17 protein-coding genes are annotated in these 17,805 nt (G+C 67.3%); 10 read left to right on the top strand and 7 right to left on the bottom strand.

The window, feature by feature from the left end; genetic code table 11:
• The first annotated feature begins 1 nt into the window (after position 1).
• The 6 genes from AK36_RS11290 (at position 2) to lpxC (ending at position 6,133) form a co-directional block, all read left to right on the top strand.
• Complete coding sequence (locus AK36_RS11290; protein WP_011883179.1) at positions 2-943, top strand: D-alanine--D-alanine ligase; 942 nt, start codon at positions 2-4, stop codon at positions 941-943.
• 19 nt (positions 944-962) lie between these two features.
• Complete coding sequence (locus AK36_RS11285) at positions 963-1,715, top strand: cell division protein FtsQ/DivIB (RefSeq protein ID WP_011883180.1); 753 nt, start codon at positions 963-965, stop codon at positions 1,713-1,715.
• 26 nt (positions 1,716-1,741) lie between these two features.
• Positions 1,742-2,974, top strand: coding sequence for a cell division protein FtsA (gene ftsA / locus AK36_RS11280; RefSeq protein ID WP_006752447.1), 1,233 nt, complete (start codon positions 1,742-1,744; stop codon positions 2,972-2,974).
• Positions 2,975-3,085: 111 nt separating this feature from the next.
• Positions 3,086-4,282, top strand: coding sequence for a cell division protein FtsZ (gene ftsZ / locus AK36_RS11275; RefSeq protein ID WP_011883181.1), 1,197 nt, complete (start codon positions 3,086-3,088; stop codon positions 4,280-4,282).
• Positions 4,283-4,469: 187 nt separating this feature from the next.
• Complete coding sequence (locus AK36_RS11270; protein ID WP_014722392.1) at positions 4,470-4,976, top strand: peroxiredoxin; 507 nt, start codon at positions 4,470-4,472, stop codon at positions 4,974-4,976.
• A gap of 239 nt (positions 4,977-5,215) precedes the next feature.
• Positions 5,216-6,133: a UDP-3-O-acyl-N-acetylglucosamine deacetylase gene (gene lpxC / locus AK36_RS11265; RefSeq protein ID WP_011883183.1), complete on the top strand. Its 918-nt coding sequence runs from the start codon at positions 5,216-5,218 to the stop codon at positions 6,131-6,133.
• Positions 6,134-6,211: 78 nt separating this feature from the next.
• Here the strand turns inward: lpxC and AK36_RS11260 are convergent, their stop codons facing one another.
• Positions 6,212-6,691 (bottom strand): DciA family protein, encoded by a 480-nt coding sequence (locus tag AK36_RS11260; protein ID WP_011883184.1) that lies wholly within the window; start codon positions 6,689-6,691, stop codon positions 6,212-6,214.
• A 269-nt stretch (positions 6,692-6,960) separates the two neighbouring features.
• On the opposite strand from AK36_RS11260, the gene secA reads away from it, so the two are divergent.
• From secA to AK36_RS11240, 4 genes are all read left to right on the top strand, one after another.
• Entirely contained in the window at positions 6,961-9,753 is a 2,793-nt protein-coding gene (gene secA, locus AK36_RS11255) for a preprotein translocase subunit SecA (RefSeq protein WP_014722396.1), read from the top strand.
• Between the two features lie 143 nt (positions 9,754-9,896).
• On the top strand, positions 9,897-11,138 hold the full coding sequence (argJ, locus tag AK36_RS11250) for a bifunctional glutamate N-acetyltransferase/amino-acid acetyltransferase ArgJ (RefSeq protein WP_045578548.1): 1,242 nt from the start codon (positions 9,897-9,899) through the stop codon (positions 11,136-11,138).
• A gap of 19 nt (positions 11,139-11,157) precedes the next feature.
• A complete protein-coding gene (locus tag AK36_RS11245; protein WP_011883187.1) occupies positions 11,158-12,027 on the top strand; it encodes an ATP-binding protein in 870 nt (289 codons plus the stop codon).
• On the top strand, positions 12,024-12,482 hold the full coding sequence (locus AK36_RS11240) for an NUDIX domain-containing protein (protein ID WP_011883188.1): 459 nt from the start codon (positions 12,024-12,026) through the stop codon (positions 12,480-12,482). The genes AK36_RS11245 and AK36_RS11240 overlap by 4 nt, the downstream gene beginning before the upstream one ends.
• A gap of 65 nt (positions 12,483-12,547) precedes the next feature.
• Here AK36_RS11240 and AK36_RS11235 read toward each other — a convergent pair whose 3' ends face one another.
• From AK36_RS11235 to AK36_RS11210, 6 genes are all read right to left on the bottom strand, one after another.
• Entirely contained in the window at positions 12,548-12,748 is a 201-nt protein-coding gene (locus AK36_RS11235; RefSeq protein ID WP_011883189.1) for a DNA gyrase inhibitor YacG, read from the bottom strand.
• A gap of 28 nt (positions 12,749-12,776) precedes the next feature.
• Positions 12,777-13,532: a cell division protein ZapD gene (gene zapD / locus AK36_RS11230; protein ID WP_011883190.1), complete on the bottom strand. Its 756-nt coding sequence runs from the start codon at positions 13,530-13,532 to the stop codon at positions 12,777-12,779.
• A 109-nt stretch (positions 13,533-13,641) separates the two neighbouring features.
• Positions 13,642-14,250 (bottom strand): dephospho-CoA kinase, encoded by a 609-nt coding sequence (coaE, locus tag AK36_RS11225; RefSeq protein ID WP_011883191.1) that lies wholly within the window; start codon positions 14,248-14,250, stop codon positions 13,642-13,644.
• Between the two features lie 90 nt (positions 14,251-14,340).
• Positions 14,341-15,252: a prepilin peptidase gene (locus AK36_RS11220; protein WP_011883192.1), complete on the bottom strand. Its 912-nt coding sequence runs from the start codon at positions 15,250-15,252 to the stop codon at positions 14,341-14,343.
• Positions 15,253-15,291: 39 nt separating this feature from the next.
• Complete coding sequence (locus AK36_RS11215; protein ID WP_045578547.1) at positions 15,292-16,506, bottom strand: type II secretion system F family protein; 1,215 nt, start codon at positions 16,504-16,506, stop codon at positions 15,292-15,294.
• Positions 16,503-17,780, bottom strand: a complete 1,278-nt coding sequence (locus AK36_RS11210) for a GspE/PulE family protein (protein ID WP_043290764.1) — start codon at positions 17,778-17,780, stop codon at positions 16,503-16,505. The genes AK36_RS11215 and AK36_RS11210 overlap by 4 nt, the downstream gene beginning before the upstream one ends.
• Between the last annotated feature and the right edge of the window lie 25 nt (positions 17,781-17,805).

Raw genomic sequence — 17,805 nt, 5'->3', positions numbered from 1 at the left:
CATGAGCGGGATCGATCCGAAACGTTTCGGCAAGGTGGCGGTGTTGTTCGGCGGCGAGTCGGCCGAACGCGAGGTGTCGCTCACCTCGGGCCGTCTCGTGCTGCAGGGCCTGCGCGACGCAGGCATCGACGCGCATCTGTTCGACCCGGCCGAGCGGCCGCTGTCGGCGCTGAAGGACGAAGGCTTCGTGCGCGCGTTCAACGCGCTGCACGGCGGCTACGGCGAGAACGGCCAGATCCAGGGCGCGCTCGACTTCTACGGGATCCGCTACACGGGCAGCGGCGTGCTCGGCTCGGCGCTCGGCCTCGACAAGTTCCGCACCAAGCTCGTGTGGCAGCAGACGGGCGTGCCGACGCCGCCGTTCGAAACGGTGCTGCGCGGCGACGACTACGCGGCGCGCGCGACGGAGATCGTCGCGAAGCTCGGCCTGCCGCTGTTCGTGAAGCCGGCGAGCGAAGGCTCGAGCGTCGCCGTGCTGAAGGTGAAGACGGCCGACGCGTTGCCCGCCGCACTGTCGGAAGCCGCGACGCACGACAAGATCGTGATTGTGGAGAAGAGCATCGAAGGCGGCGGCGAGTACACCGCGTGCATCGCCGGCGATCTCGACCTGCCGCTGATCAAGATCGTGCCGGCCGGCGAGTTCTACGACTATCACGCGAAGTACGTCGCCGACGATACGCAGTACCTGATCCCGTGCGGCCTGCCGGCGGCGCAGGAAGCGGAGCTGAAGCGCATCGCGCGGCGCGCGTTCGACGTGCTCGGCTGCACCGACTGGGGCCGCGCGGACTTCATGCTGGACGCGGCCGGCAACGCGTATTTCCTCGAAGTGAACACGGCGCCCGGCATGACCGATCATTCGCTGCCGCCGAAGGCTGCACGCTCGATCGGCATCAGCTATTCGGAGCTGGTCGTGAAGGTGCTGTCGCTTACGCTCAACGATTGACGCAGGAACGGAACGACGTATGTGGAACAACGTTCGCCAACTCAACCTTGCCGCCAGCGCGCTGTACGCGCTGCTGCTGCTCGTGTTGGCGGCGGCCGGCTGCTACTGGCTGATCCAGCGTCCGACGTTCGCGCTGCGCGAGATCCGGATCGACGGCGACACCGAACACATCAACTCGCCGACGGTGCGCGCGGGGGTGGTCGGCCGGCTGAAGGGCAACTTCTTCACGGTCGATCTCGACACGGCGCGCGCCGCGTTCGAGCAGATGCCGTGGGTGCGCCACGCGAGCGTGCGCCGCGTGTGGCCGAATGCGCTGGCTGTCACGCTCGAGGAGTACAAACCGCTCGGAACGTGGGGCAGCGCGCAGCTCGTCAGCGTCGACGGCGAGCTGTTCACCGCGAACCAGGGCGAGCTGGATCAGGAGCTGCCCGCGTTCGACGGTCCGGAGGGCAGTGCAAGGGAAGTCGTCGCGCGCTATCGCGACTTCATGAACTGGTTTGCGCCGCTGAAGGCGGCGCCTGAAGAAGTGACGCTGTCGGCGCGTTACGCGTGGACGGTGAAGCTGTCGAACGGCATGCAGGTCGAGCTGGGCAAGGAGCGCACCAGCGAAACCCTGCACGACCGCAGCCAGCGCCTCGTCGCCGCGTGGCCGGCCGTCACGCAGCGCTGGGGTAACGACATCGAGTACGCGGACCTGCGTTATCCGAACGGGTTCGCGATACGTGCGGCAGGCATGCGGTTCCTGACCGATACCGACAAGCGCAAGCAGTAACGAGAGATCACACGCAAGAGCACTTTATGAGCAAAGACTACAAGGATCTGCTGGTTTCCCTCGACATCGGCACGTCGAAGGTGGTGGCCATCGTCGCCGAGCTGAAGGGCGAGGGCCATTACGAGGTGATCGGCCTCGGCCAGAGCGAATCGAAAGGTCTGAAGAAGGGCGTGGTGGTCAACATCGAGGCCACCGTGCAGTCGATCCAGCGCGCGCTCGAGGAAGCCGAGCTGATGGCCGACTGCAAGATCACGAACGTGTTCACGGGGATCGCGGGCAGCCACATCCGCAGCTTCAACTCGAGCGGGATGGTCGCGATCAAGGACAAGGAAGTCACGCAGACGGACGTCGCGCGCGTGATCGAGACCGCGAAGGCGATCAACATCCCGACCGACCAGCAGGTGCTGCACATCCTCACGCAGGAATTCATCATCGACGGCCAGGAAGACGTGCGCGAGCCGATCGGGATGAGCGGCATCCGCCTCGAGGTGAAGGTGCACATCGTGACGGGCGCGGTCAGCGCCGCGCAGAACATCGTCAAGTGCGTGCGCCGCTGCGGGCTCGAAGTGAACGACCTGATCCTGCAGCCGCTCGCGTCGTCGCTCGCCGTGCTCACCGAAGACGAGAAGGATCTCGGCGTGGTGCTGGTCGACATCGGCGGCGGCACGACCGACATCGCGATCTTCGCGGAAGGTGCGATCCGCCATACCGCGGTGATTCCGATCGCCGGCGACCAGATCACGAGCGACATCGCGATGGCGCTGCGCACGCCGACGCCGGACGCGGAAGACATCAAGGTCGGCTACGGGATCGCGAAGCAGGCGCTCGCCGATCCGGACGAGATGGTCGAAGTGCCGGGCCTCGGCGAACGCGGGCCGCGCACGCTGTCGCGCCAGGCGCTCGCGGCGGTGATCGAGCCGCGCGTCGAAGAACTGTTCTCGCTCGTGCAGCAGGTCGTGCGCGAGTCGGGCTACGAAGAACTGCTGAGCTCCGGCGTGGTCATTACCGGCGGCGCGTCGATGATGCCCGGCATGGTCGAGCTCGGCGAAGACATTTTCCTGAAACCGGTGCGCATCGGCGCGCCGGAATACGCAGGCGGCCTCGCCGACGTGGTGCGCAATCCGCGCTACTCGACGGCGATGGGCTTGCTGGTCGAAGGCAGTGCGCAGCGCATGCGCGGCCGCAAGGTCGCCGTGCAGTCCGGCAACGCGGGGCAGATCTTCTCGCGGATGAAGGAGTGGTTCCTGAGCAACTTCTGACCAACCGAATCGAAATTCGCGCCGGTGCCGGCGGCCGGCGCGCGACAGGGGGTTGCCCGATCTCCTGCCGAATAACGGCCGCGTAGTCTTATTTTCTTGACGGAGGCAACAATGGAATTCGAAATGCTGGAAACCGAAACCAACGGCACCATCATCAAGGTGGTCGGCGTTGGCGGCGCTGGCGGCAATGCCGTTCAGCACATGATCAACCGGGGCGTGCAGGGCGTCGACTTCATCGTGATGAACACCGACGCACAGGCGCTGTCGCGTGCACGCGCACCGTCCGTGATCCAGCTCGGCAACACCGGCCTCGGCGCCGGCGCGAAGCCGGAGATGGGCAAGGCGGCGGCCGAAGAGGCGCGCGAGCGCATCGCCGACGCACTGCGCGGCGCGCACATGGTGTTCATCACGGCCGGCATGGGCGGTGGCACGGGCACGGGCGCGGCGCCGGTCGTCGCGCAGATCGCGAAGGAGATGGGCATCCTGACGGTCGGCGTCGTCAGCAAGCCGTTCGAATTCGAAGGCGGCAAGCGCATGCGCGTCGCAGAAGCAGGCTCGCAGCAACTGGAGGATCACGTCGACTCGCTGATCGTCGTCCTGAACGACAAGCTGTTCGACGTGATGGGCGATGACGCCGAGATGGACAAGTGCTTCCAGTGCGCGGACGACGTGTTGAACAACGCGGTCGCAGGCATCGCCGAAATCATCAACGTCGACGGCCTCGTGAACGTCGACTTCGAAGACGTGAAGACGGTGATGGGCGAGCAGGGCAAGGCGATGATGGGCACGGCGACGGTCGCCGGCGTCGATCGCGCGCGCCTCGCGGCGGAACAGGCCGTGGCGAGCCCGCTGCTCGAAGGCGTCGATCTGTCGGGCGCGCGCGGCGTGCTGGTCAACATCACGTCGAGCCGCTCGCTGCGCCTGTCGGAAACGCGCGAAGTGATGAACACGATCAAGAGCTACGCGGCGGAAGACGCGACGGTGATCTTCGGTGCGGTGTACGACGACGCGATGGGCGATGCGCTGCGCGTGACGGTCGTCGCAACGGGCCTCGGCCGTGCGGCGAAGAAGCAGCAATCGGCGCCGATGACGCTGCTGCGCACCGGCACCGACAACCAGCCGGTCAGCGCGGTGTCGCACGGCTATGCGCAGCCGCAGCACGTCAGCACGGCCGACTACGGCGCGCTCGATACGCCGGCGGTGTGGCGCAATTCGCGCGAAACCGCGGCATCGCACGTGCAGGCGCTGCAGGAAAAGGGTGTCGACACCTACGACATCCCGGCTTTCCTGCGCAAGCAGGCCGACTGACGGCACACTGAGGCGAAGCCGCGGCGAGCTGCCGCGGTAACGCCGGCGTGACGGATGCCACGGACCACGACAGGTCGCGTCGAAGCGACGCCGGGCCGGGAGACGTGCCCTCTTCGCGTGAGCGAAGCGGGATGGGCCGCGCTGTCCGCAACACGCCGCAAAACCGTATCGCTATGAGGGACCAGCCATGATTCAAGTGGGCGAAGCGCTGCCCGACGCGCAATTGTTCGAATACGTCGACGACGCGCGCGAAGGCTGCACGCTGGGGCCGAACGCCGTCAGCGTGCGCGAGCAGGTGGCGGGAAAGCGCGTGGTGATCTTCGGATTGCCGGGTGCTTTCACGCCGACCTGTTCGGCGCAGCATGTGCCGGGCTACGTCGAGCATGCCGAGCAGTTGCGCGCGGCCGGCATCGACGAGCTCTGGTGCGTGTCCGTCAACGACGCATTCGTGATGGGCGCATGGGGACGTGATCTGCACACCGCGGGCAAGGTGCGCATGATCGCGGACGGCAGCGCTGCTTTCACTCATGCGCTGGGGCTGACGCAGGATTTGTCCGCGCGTGGCATGGGAATCCGTTCCCTGCGCTACGCGATGGTGGTCGACGACGGTGTGGTCAAGACGCTGGCCGTCGAAGCGCCGGGCAAATTCGAAGTGAGCGATGCAGCGAGTGTGCTCGCGACACTGAGGTCCTGATCGGGCGTGCACCGTTGCCGTGAGGCAACGCCGAGCAGCACCGCCAGGCCAGTTGTAACACGGGCCGATGACCGGAAACGCCTCCGTTCCGGGCATCGGCCCGTCCCGTATTCGCGCGGGTAAACAGTCGAAACAGATTGATACGCAGTTTCAACCAGCGTCGAATAGGGAATTACGCTATAATCTCACCTATCGAATATAACTCCTGATTGATATTCTCAATCAAGCAGAAGAACACCATGCTGAAGCAGCGCACCATCAAATCGATCGTGAAGACCGTGGGTATCGGTCTGCACTCGGGCCGCAAGGTCGAACTGACGCTCCGCCCGGCCGCGCCGGGCACGGGGATCGTGTTCTCGCGCGTCGATTTGCCGACGCCCGTCGACATCCCGGCCTCCGCGATGTCGATCGGCGATACGCGGCTCGCGTCTGTGCTGCAGAAGGACGGTGCGCGCGTGTCGACCGTCGAGCACCTGATGTCCGCGTGTGCGGGCCTGGGCATCGACAATCTCTATGTCGACGTGACGGCCGAGGAAATTCCGATCATGGACGGCAGCGCCGCGTCCTTCGTGTTCCTGATCCAGTCGGCGGGCATCGAGGAGCAGAACGCGCCGAAGCGCTTCATCAAGGTGACGAAGCCGGTCGAAATCCGCGATGGTGACAAGTTCGCGCGCCTCGACCCGTTTTTCGGCTTCAAGCTGAAGTTCACGATCGACTTCCGTCACCCGGCCGTGGACAAGACCGGCCAGGAACTCGAGGTCGATTTCGCGAATACGTCGTACGTGCGCGAGATCGCGCGTGCGCGCACGTTCGGTTTCGCGCACGAGGTCGAGATGATGCGCGAGCTGGGCCTCGCACGCGGCGGCAGCATGGACAACGCGATCGTGCTCGACGAATACCGGATCCTCAACAACGACGGCTTGCGCTACGACGACGAGTTCGTGAAGCACAAGATGCTCGACGCGATCGGCGACCTGTACGTGGTCGGCCATCCGCTGCTGGCATCGTACACGGCTTACAAGTCGGGCCACGGGCTGAACAACGCGCTGCTGCGCGAACTGCTCGCGCACGAAGACGCCTACGAGATCGTCACGTTCGACGATCCGCAATCCGCACCGAAGGGGTTCGCGTTCGATACGCAGACGGCCTTCGCATGATCGGCGGCAGGCACGCGCGATGAAAAAGCGACCTTCGGGTCGCTTTTTCATTGTCGGCACGCGCCGCGGCGGCGCGCTTCAACGCGGCGATTTCGGGCCGTGGCGCGCGGCCATCCGCGCGAGCGCCGCCTGCAGCGGCGACGGTTCGAGATGGTCGGCGAGCTCGCGCAGCGCCGCCACGCCGACCGACGTCATCCGCGCCTGCTTCACGTGCGGCGGTTCCGGCGCATCCTTCGGCCGCACGCGCACCCGCAGCGCGTCCACCGGCCAGCCGCGCTTTTGCAGATCGGCGAGCAGCCGGCGCTCGACCTGACGCAGCCGCGCGGCGAGCGCATTGTGCGCGGCAAAAAGGGTCAGCGTACCGTCCTTGATCGAGCCCGGTTCGACATGACTGGCGAGATAGTCGGGCAGCAGCGCGGTGAGGTCGCGCTGCAGCGACGCGACCTGTTCGACGCCGGCACGCAGCGCCGCGAACGCGTCGGTGCGGTTGAGCACTTCGGACACGGGTTGCGGGCGATACGTGGAGAGCGAGCCGAAACGCTTGGAAAATCGGTTCATCGAGGCATTCTTCGGGCGCGCACGCGCGCGGAGGTTGACGCCGATTGTACCCGCGCCGGCGCACGCACGGGCGGCTTTCGGCCGCGCGCGGCGGCTCGCCGGAACCGTTGCCGCGCGCGGCGCGCGTGCCGCGCCGACACCGGCGCGTGCTTTCCCGCGTGCTAAAATTCCTCGTTTGATTCCACTAATTCGCTAAGCCGCCGAGGCTCGGGCGTCGAGGGCGCGCAACGCGTGCCGGGCGCCGGTGCTGCGACGCAGGATCCGATCCGATGACAACCGGTTTTCTCCAGAAAATTTTTGGCAGCCGCAACCAACGGCTCGTCAAGCAATACCAAAAGACCGTCGCGGCGATCAATGCGCTCGAACCGCAGATCGAAAAGCTGACGGACGACCAGTTGCGCGGCAAGACGGACGAGTTCCGTCAGCGGATCGCGGCCGGCGAGTCGCTCGACAAGCTGCTGCCCGAGGCGTTCGCGGTGTGCCGCGAGGCGAGCCGCCGCGTGCTCAAGATGCGCCACTTCGACGTGCAGCTGATCGGCGGCATGGTGCTCCACTACGGCAAGATCGCCGAAATGCGCACTGGCGAAGGCAAGACGCTCGTCGCGACGCTGCCGGTGTACCTGAACGCGCTGGCAGGCCGCGGCGTGCACGTGGTGACCGTCAACGATTACCTCGCGCAGCGCGACGCCGAATGGATGGCGCGCCTCTACAACTTCCTCGGTCTGTCGGTCGGCATCAACCTGTCCGGCATGGAGCACGACCAGAAGCAGCAGGCCTACGCGGCCGACATCACGTACGGCACGAACAACGAGTTCGGCTTCGACTACCTGCGCGACAACATGGTCTACGAGACCGATGCGCGCGTGCAGCGGGCGCTGAACTTTGCCGTCGTCGACGAAGTCGACTCGATCCTGATCGACGAGGCGCGTACCCCGCTGATCATCTCGGGCCAGGCGGAAGACCACACCGAACTGTACGTGCGGATGAACGCGCTGCCGCCGCTGCTCGAACGCCAGATCGGCGAGGAGAAGGCCGACGGCACGGGCGTCGAGAAGCCGGGCGACTACACGCTCGACGAGAAGTCGCGCCAGGTGTTCCTGACCGAATCGGGTCACGAGAAGGCCGAGCGCCTGCTCGCCGAGTGGGGCCTGATCGGTGAAGGCGAGAGCCTGTACGCGCCGCAGAACATCACGCTGATGCACCACGTGTACGCGGCGCTGCGCGCCCACACGCTGTTCCACAAGGATCAGCATTACGTCGTGCAGAACGGCGAAGTGGTGATCGTCGACGAATTCACCGGCCGCCTGATGGCCGGCCGCCGCTGGTCCGACGGCCTGCACCAGGCGGTCGAGGCGAAGGAGCACGTGAAGATCCAGAGCGAGAACCAGACGCTCGCGTCGATCACGTTCCAGAACTACTTCCGGATGTACGCGAAGCTCGCGGGCATGACCGGCACCGCCGACACCGAAGCATACGAATTCAACGAGATCTACGGCCTCGAGACGGTCGTGATCCCGACCAACCGTCCGCCGAAGCGGATCGACAAGCAGGACCAGATCTACAAGACGGCCAAGGAGCGTTACGACGCGGTGATCCGCGACATTCGCGAATGCTACGAGCGCGGCCAGCCGGTGCTGGTCGGCACGACGTCGATCGAGAATTCGGAGTTGCTGTCGCACCTGCTGACGCAGGCCGGGCTGCCGCATGAAGTGCTGAACGCGAAGCAGCACGAGCGCGAAGCGGCGATCGTCGCCGAAGCCGGCCGTCCGAAGCGCATCACGATCGCGACCAACATGGCCGGCCGCGGCACCGACATCGTGCTCGGCGGGAACGCCGAGAAGCAGGCGGCGTTCCTCGAGGCCGACGATTCGATCCCGCCGGACGAAAAGGCGCGCCGCATCAAGCAGCTGCACGACGAGTGGGAAACGCTGCACGAGCAGGTGAAGGCCGCGGGCGGCCTGCACATCATCGGCACCGAGCGCCACGAATCGCGCCGGATCGACAACCAGCTGCGCGGCCGTGCGGGCCGCCAGGGCGATCCGGGCTCGTCGCGCTTCTACCTGTCGCTCGACGATCCGCTGCTGCGCATCTTCGCGGGCGACCGCGTGCGCTCGATCATGGATCGCCTGAAGATGCCGGAAGGCGAGGCGATCGAGGCCGGCATCGTCACGCGCTCGATCGAATCCGCGCAGCGCAAGGTCGAAGCGCGCAACTTCGACATCCGCAAGCAGCTGCTCGAATACGACGACGTGTCGAACGACCAGCGCAAGGTGATCTATCAGCAGCGTAACGAGCTGCTCGAAGCGCACGACATCACCGAAACCATTTCGGCGATGCGTCATGGCGTGATCACCGAAGTCGTGCACCAGTTCGTGCCGGCAGGCAGCATCGAGGAACAGTGGGACGTGCCGGAGCTCGAGGAAGTGCTGCGCAACGACTGGCAGCTCGATCTCGCGATCCAGGAAATGGTGAACGAGTCGTCGTCGATCACGGCCGAGGAGATTCTCGAGGCCGTGACGAGCGCCGCGGACGAGCAGTACGAAGCGAAGGTCGCGATGGTCGGCCGCGAGTCGTTCAGCGCGTTCGAGCGTTCGGTCATGCTGCAGACGGTCGACCGCCTGTGGCGCGAGCATCTGGCCGCGCTCGATCACCTGCGCCAGGGCATCCATCTGCGCGGCTATGCGCAGAAGAACCCGAAGCAGGAATACAAGCGCGAAGCGTTCGAGCTGTTCGCCGCGATGCTCGACGCGATCAAGCAGGAAGTCACGCGCATCGTGATGAACGTGCAGATCCAGTCGCCGGAGCAGCTCGAGGAAGCCGCCGAGCAGATCGAGGAGCAGGGCGGCCATCTCGAGAACGTCGAGTTCCAGCACGCCGACTACGCCGAATCGGGCGCGCCGGTGGCGAACGTCGCGGTTGCGGCGGCCGCCACGGCCGACATGGTCGGCAGCGCGATGACCCACGGCGGCGCCGGCGGCGAGATGCCGAAGGTCGGCCGCAACGACCCGTGCCCGTGCGGCAGCGGCAAGAAGTACAAGCAATGTCACGGGAAGCTGTCATGATCGGCGGCGGCGCGCATGCGCGTGCCGCATCGTTCGCAGCTTCGAGTCAGTGATGTGAGTTGCGGCGGCCCGTTCCCGCGGCCGCCGGTTCTTCCAATCGATGCCGGCGCGTGCCGGCATTTTCCATCCGGCAGGTGTGCCCCATGGCTGTCAATTTTCCGTCGATCGATCCCGCCCAATTGCATCCCGTCGCCGGCGTCACGCTCGGCTGGGCGGAAGCGAACATCCGCAAGCCGAATCGCAAGGACGTGCTGGTCATTTCCGTCGACGAAGGCGCGACGGTTGCCGGCGTATTCACCGAGAACCGCTTCTGCGCCGCGCCGGTGATCGTGTGCCGCGAGCATCTGGCGAAGGTTCGTGCGGGCGGCGCGGGCATCCGCGCGCTGGTCGTGAATACCGGCAATGCGAACGCGGGCACCGGCGAGCCGGGCCTCGCGAACACCCGCGAAACCTGCGCGGAGCTCGCGCGCCTCGCGGGCCTCGACGCCGCGCAGGTGCTGCCGTTCTCGACCGGCGTGATTCTCGAGCCGCTGCCGATCGACCGCCTGAAGGCAGGGCTGCCGGCCGCGCTCGCGAACCGCAACGCGGCGAACTGGTACGACGCCGCGCAGGCGATCATGACGACCGACACGCTGCCGAAGGCCGCGTCGCGCCAGGTGACGATCGACGGCCACACGGTCACGCTGACCGGCATCAGTAAGGGCGCCGGGATGATCAAGCCGAACATGGCGACGATGCTCGGCTTCCTCGCTTTCGACGCGAAGGTCGCACAGCCGGTGCTCGACACGCTCGTGAAGGAAGTCGCCGACCGCTCGTTCAACTGCATCACGATCGACGGCGATACGTCGACGAATGACTCGTTCATCCTGATCGCGTCGGGCAAGAGCGAGCTGCCCGCGATCACGTCGACCGATACGCCGGCCTATGCGGCGCTGCGGGACGCGGTCACGCAGGTCGCGCAGCAGCTGTCGCAGCTGATCGTGCGCGACGGCGAAGGTGCGACGAAATTCATGACCGTGCAGGTCGAGGGCGGCAAGAGCGTCTCCGAGTGCCGCCAGATCGCCTACGCGATCGGCCATTCGCCGCTGGTGAAGACGGCCTTCTATGCGTCCGACCCCAATCTGGGCCGGATCCTGGCTGCGATCGGCTATGCGGGCGTCGCCGATCTCGACGTCGGCAAGATCGACCTCTATCTCGACGACGTGCTGGTCGCCAAGGCCGGCGGCCGCAACCCGGCCTACCAGGAAGAAGATGGTCAGCGCGTGATGAAGCAGAGCGAAATCACGATCCGCGTGCTGCTTGGCCGCGGCGATGCGCAGGCGACGGTGTGGACGTGCGATTTGTCGCACGACTACGTGAGCATCAACGCGGACTACCGCTCCTGATCGCGGGCGCTCGAACGACATGGACAAGCTCGAACAGTTTCTGACGCGTGCGGAAGCGCTGCTCGGCCGCCTCGAGGGGCTGCTGCCGCCCGCGCCGGCGGACGTCGACTGGAATGCGGCCACCGCGTTCCGCTGGCGCAAGCGCCAGGGGCGCGGCTATCTGCAGCCGGTGCCGGCGGCGTCGACGATCACGCTCGACGATCTTCACAACATCGACCGGCAAAAAGGGCTGATCGAGCAAAATACGCGTCAGTTCGTGCAGCGCAAGCCGGCCAACAACGTGCTGCTGACCGGCGCGCGCGGCACCGGCAAGTCGTCGCTGATCAAGGCGTGCCTGAACGCGTACGCGAACGACGGGCTGCGCCTGATCGAAGTCGACAAGGACGACCTGCACGATCTCGGCGACATCGTCGAGCTGATCTCGCAGCGCCCGGAGCGCTTCATCGTGTTCTGCGACGACTTGTCGTTCGAGGACGGCGAATCGGGGTACAAGGCGCTGAAGGTCGCGCTCGACGGCTCGATCGCCGCGCAGTCGGACAACGTGCTGATCTACGCGACTTCCAACCGCCGCCATCTACTGCCCGAGTACATGAGCGACAACGAGTCGTACAAGCACCTGCCGGACGGCGAGATCCACCCGGGCGAAGTGGTCGAGGAGAAGATCTCGCTTTCTGAGCGCTTCGGCCTGTGGGTCAGCTTCTACCCGTTCAAGCAGGACGACTACCTCGACATCGTCGCGCACTGGCTGCGCCATTTCGGTTGCGCGGACACCGAGATCGACACGGCGCGCGGCGACGCGCTCGTGTGGGCGCTCGAGCGCGGTTCGCGTTCGGGGCGCGTCGCGTGGCAGTTCGCGCGCGACTGGTCGGGCCGCAAGGAGCAAGCATGAGCACGGCGCATGCAACGGACGCCGGGCGCGCGCCCGACGGCCGCAAGGTGACGGAAGTCGCGGTCGGCGTGATGGTGCAGTCCGACGGGACGCCCGGCGGCTGCCGCTATCTGCTCGCGCAGCGGCTGCAGGGCAAGCCCTATGAAGGCTACTGGGAGTTCCCGGGCGGCAAGCTCGAGGCCGGCGAGAGCGTCGAGGAGGCGCTCGCGCGCGAACTGCACGAGGAGCTCGGCATCGTCGTCACGGCGAGCGAGCGCTGGCACACGCTCGAGCACGATTATCCGCATGCGTACGTGCGGCTCTATTTCTGCAAGGTGACGGGCTGGACGGGCGAGCTGCACGGCAAGGAAGGGCAGGCGTTCGCGTGGCAGCCGCTGCCGGTCGACGTCGCGCCGCTGTTGCCCGCCGCGCTGCCGGTGCTCGAATTGCTTGAGAAGGAAGCGGCGTCGCAATGACGCCGTCGCGGCCCGCCGACTGAAAAGGCGGGCCATATCGGCCGGGGTTGGCCGGCCGTTCGGAGTCAGACGTCGCGGCGCGTGTCGCCGCCGTCTTCCTCGGACGACGGACCTTCGTCGGACGAACCGCCGATCCGATACTTTTCCGCAGCCCATGCGCCGAGGTCGAGCTGCTTGCAGCGGGCCGAACAGAACGGTCGGAACTTGTTTTCGTGTGTCCAGCGCACTTCGGCGCCGCACGACGGGCATTTCACAACGGTAACCATACGAAAGCGTAAAACCGGCACGCGGCCGTTACAGGTTGCAGAGTGTCAGATGGAACGGTACGTCGATGTCGACTGCGCGCGGACGCACATCGCCGTCCTGCATGGTGAATCGCACCCACAGCATGTATTTGTTGGCGCTCGCTTCGGGGATCACGTGCAGCTCCGGCGGCACGCGCACCTGCATCAGCTGATAGGTGCGCCCGGACAGCATTTGCTGATAGCTGCCCTGCATCGCCATCACCTTCGACGCCTGGCCCGATTCGCGTGCGAGCCGCAGCACGATCGCCGCGGCGTCGCGCAGCGGCAGCAGCGGCGCCACCCATTTCGCGATGTCCTGGCGCCGCTGTTCGGCCGGCCATTGTTGCCACGCGTAGTACGACGGCAGGTCGAACTTGCAGGTGCCGCCCGGAATGACCGCACGGCTGCGGATGCTGGCGAGCCACTCATTGTCGACCAGATGCTGTCCCGTCTTGCCCTGCATCTGCGCAAGATTGGCGAGCGTCTGCTCGATTTCGCCGAGCACGGCTTCGAGCGCATTCTGTTCGATGCCCGGATTGCCGCGGAACGGCGCGAGCGTCTGGCGCTGACGTTCGAGCTCCTTCATCAGATCCGATTTCAGGTCCGCGCGGCCGGTGACCTCGGCGATCTCGAACAGCGTCGTCAACGCGACGTGATGTTCGCGCGGGTCCTCCTGAGCCAAAAAGAACGCGAAGCGCTCGAACAGGTCCTCGAGGCGCAGCAGCGTGCGGATTCGCTCGTTGAACGGATACTCGTAAAGAATCAAGCGCGCTCGCCTCTCGGGTAGGGATAGAAACAATGCAGGACATTCTAATGCCCCCTCTCTACCCTAGCAACGCGCCAATTTCGTGCACCATCGCGCGCGAGCGCCGCGTTCAGTGTTTTGCAGCCGCGAATGCGAGGTAGCGTTGGTGCAATGCATCGACCTGCACGGCCAGCGCGTCGGGCGTCGCCGCGTCGTTGACGATCACGTCGTCGGCAGCGGCCAGGCGCGCTTCGCGCGTCGCTTGTCGCGCGATGATCGCCTCGACCTGCTCGCGCGTGAAGCCATTGCGCTGCATCACGCGCGCGATCTGGGTGTCGACCGGGCAGTCGACGACGAGCACGCGATCGCAGCGCGCCTTCCAATTGCGCGACTCGACCAGCAGCGGCACGACGAAAATCACGTACGGGCCCTGCGCGTCGCGGGCCTCGCGTTCCGTCTCCGCGCGAATCAGCGGATGCGTGATCGCTTCGAGCCGCCTGCGCGCGTCTTCGTCGCTGAAGATGAGTGCGCGCATCCGTGCGCGGTCGAGCGAGCCGTCGGCCGCGACGAACGCGGGCCCGAACGTCTGCTCGATCGCCGGCATCGCGAGACCGGCCGGCGCGGTGATGCGGTGCGCGATCAGGTCGGTATCGACCAGCGATGCGCCGCGTGCGGCGAACAGGTCGGCGACGGTCGTCTTGCCGCTGCCGATCCCGCCGGTGAGTCCTATTGCATACATACGAGCCTCCGCCGCGCCGCCGCGATCAAGCGCGACGGCTGCGTGCGACGTAGCGAACGCGAACGAGGCGGACACGGGCGTCGCACCATGTCAGCCGCCGAGCGCCGAATAGAAAGGGGTACCGAAAAACAGCGTCGCGACGCCGCCGGCCGCGAGGAACGGACCGAACGGAATCGGCTCCTCAAAGCGCATGCGGCCGCGCCACGTCGCGACCAGCCCGACGATCGCGCCGGTCACCGCGGCGAACAGCACGACCTGCGGCAGCGCGGCCCAGCCCATCCATGCACCGAGCGCCGCGAGCAGCTTCAGATCGCCGAAGCCGATGCCTTCGATGCCGCGCAGCCATCTGAACAGCCAGTAGATCGACCACAGGAACAGGTATCCGGACATCGCACCGATCACGGCCGACTGCAGCGACGTGAACATGCCCGCGAGGTTCAACGCGAGGCCTGCCCACAGCAGCGGCAGCGTCATCGAGTCGGGCAGGTAGCCGGTCCGGATGTCGATCGCGCTCATCGCGAGCAGCGCGGCGCATAGGCCGAACGCGGCGATTGCTGCGCCGGTCGGGCCGAACGCTGCGAGCGAACCGGCGGCGAGCAGGGCGCCGGCGAGTTCGACGAGCGGATAGCGGATGCCGATGGCGTGACCGCACTGACGACAGCGCCCGCGCAACATCACGTAGCTGAGGAGCGGGACATTTTCCCATGCGCGCAATACGTGGCCGCAGTGCGGGCATGCGCTGCGCGGGCGCCACAGATCGTAGCGCTGCGGATAGCCGTCGTCGGGCGCCGCGTCTGCGTTGCCGGTCGCTTCGGCGATTTCGGCGCGCCACGCGCGCTGCATCATCACCGGAACCCGGTGCGCGACGACGTTGATGAAGCTGCCGACGCACAGACCGATCACGACGGCGAACGCATACTGCACCGCGGGCGGCAGCAGCGCCAGCGCGAGCAACGTGCCGGCGGGCGAATCGGGAACGGGGAACATGGGCGCGCGCGTCATCGGGTCAGGGTTCGGTAGGCGACGGAATCGGATGCGATGCTACACCACGTTGCCGAGCTGAAGGATGGGCAGATACATCGCGATCACGAGCGCGCCGACGAGTGCGCCCAGCACGATCACGATCAACGGTTCGCCGAGCGCCGCGAGCGCATCGAGGCGCGCGTCGAGCTGACGCTCGCAGAGCGACGCAATATCGGCCAGCATCGTGTCGAGCGCGCCGGTTTCCTCGGCGACGGCGATGGGCTGCACGACGTCGTCCGGAAAGCACCCGGCCGCGTGCATCGCATCGGCGAGCCGTACGCCGCGCAGCACGCGGGCCGCGATCTGCTCGGTGGCGCGCTCGAACACCGGATGGCCGGACGCGCGTTCGAGCGTCGCGAATGCGTCGGCGAGCGGCACGCCGGCGCCGAGCAGCGTCGCGAGCGAGCGACACCAGCGCGCGGCCGCGAACCGCGCGAGCGCACTGCCGACGACTGGCGCGTTCAACATCCGCTGCGCGACCGTGTAGCGCAGTTGTGGCGAGCGCCGCAGCGCGTGGCGCGCAGCGAGCGCCAGCGCGGTCGCAACGGCGACGAACGTGCCGCCCCAGGCCGAGGTCGCGGACGAAACGGCGAGCAGCGCGCGGGTCGGTGCGGGCAGTGCGGCGCCGAAGCCGTCGAAGATCTGCCGGAAGGTCGGGACGACCCACACCATCAACGCCGCCGAGATCGCGAGCGCGAACGCGATGACGGCGACCGGGTACGTGAGGGCGGCGCGTGCCTTGCGCCACTGTGCGTCGGCGCGCTCGCGGTGCTCGGCGACGCGGGTGAGCACGGTGCCGAGCGCGCCTGATGCCTCGCCGACTTCGATCAGCTGCCGATACAGCGTGCCGAACTGCGACGGATAGCGCCCGAGGGCGACGGCCAGACGCTGCCCGCCGACGATCTCGCGCGCGAGACCCGCAGCGATGCGCGGCATCCCGTCACGCGTGCGGATGCGCGCGAGCATCTCGAGCGACGGTGCGAGCGGCAGCCCGGCTTGCAGCAAGCTCGCGAGCTGACGCGTGAAGCGCGTCACGTCGCGTGTGCCGGCGGCGGGCGGCCGCGCGGCGCCGCGCGCGTCGAGCGCGAGCACCGCGATACCGTCCCGCGCGAGCGCGGCACGCGCGGCGGCCGCGTCGAACGCGATGACGTGGCCGCGGCACGCGCTGCCGTCGCGACGACGGCCGCGCCATGCGAACCGGGTTTCCTGACGGGGCGCGCGCATCGCGGTCATGCGTCCGGCGTCGCGGCAAGCGCTTCCGCGATACTCGTCGTGCCGTCGCGAACGTGCGCGAGCGCCGCGTCGCGCAGGTTGCGCACGCCTTCGGCCGCGGCGCATTGCGCCAGCGCACCGACGCTTGCGCGCGCGACGATGCGCTCCGCCATCTCGGCCGACACCGGCATCGTCTGATGCAGACCGATCCGCCCTCGATAGCCGATGCCGTGGCAGGCGGCACAACCGCGCGCGACGAACGGCCGCCAGCCGGACGCCAGCGCGGCGGCATCGCAACCGGCTTCGCGCAGCACGCTTGCCGGTGCATCGGAACGCACGCGGCACGCGGTGCACAGGCGCCGGACGAGGCGCTGCGCGGTCACGAGGCGCAACGCGGCCGCAAGGTTGTACGGCGCGACGCCGATGTCGAGCAGCCGTGCGACCGCTGCCGGGGCGTCGTTCGTATGCAGGGTCGACAGCACGAGGTGGCCCGTCTGCGCGGCCTTCAGCGCGACGTCGGCCGTCTCCGCATCGCGAATCTCGCCGACCATGATGACGTCCGGATCCTGTCGCAGCAGCGCACGCAGTGCGGTGGCGAAGGTGAGGCCGGCCTTTTCCGCGACGCCGACCTGGTTGATGCCGTCGAGCTGGATCTCGGCCGGATCCTCGACCGTGCAGACGTTGTGCGCGTCCCGATCGAGCATCTGCAGCGCGCAATAGAGCGACAGCGTCTTGCCGCTGCCGGTCGGCCCGGTCACGAGCACGAGGCCGTGCGGCGCACGTATCGCGGCCTCCATCGCCGCGGCCTGACGCGCGTCGAAACCGAGGCGCGCGAGCGTGAGGTCGGGCGGCAGCGTCTCGAGGCGGCGCAGCACGAGCTTCTCGCCGAACAGCGTGGGCAACGAGCTGACCCGGTAGTCGCCGCGCTTGCCGGCGTCGATCGCAATGCGCAGCCGGCCGTCTTGCGGAAGCCGCCGCTCGGCGATGTCCATCCGGGCGAGCACCTTGATCCGCGTGACGACCGCGTCGCGCAGATGAACCGGCGGGCGCAGGTGCTCGTGCAGCACGCCGTCGATGCGCAGCCGGATGCGCCAGCCCGTTTCGAACGGTTCGACGTGGATGTCGGACGCGTCGCGTACGCGCGCGGCATGCAGCGTATCGGTGAGCAGCCGTACCGCGGGGGAGTCGTCGAGCTGCGCGGCATCGAGCGAGCGCGGCGGCGCGGCCGACGACGCGGCGGAGGAGAGCGGCGGCCGCTGCATGTGCAGCGGCGCCGCGGGAGGGGGCGATTGCATGTGAGCCGGCGCTGGGCCGCCTGTT

Source organism: Burkholderia vietnamiensis LMG 10929 (assembly GCF_000959445.1).
In the GTDB taxonomy this organism is placed as follows: Bacteria; Pseudomonadota; Gammaproteobacteria; order Burkholderiales; family Burkholderiaceae; genus Burkholderia; species Burkholderia vietnamiensis.
Note: the sequence above shows the minus strand (reverse complement) of the source record. Positions and strands in the feature narration are given on the sequence as shown.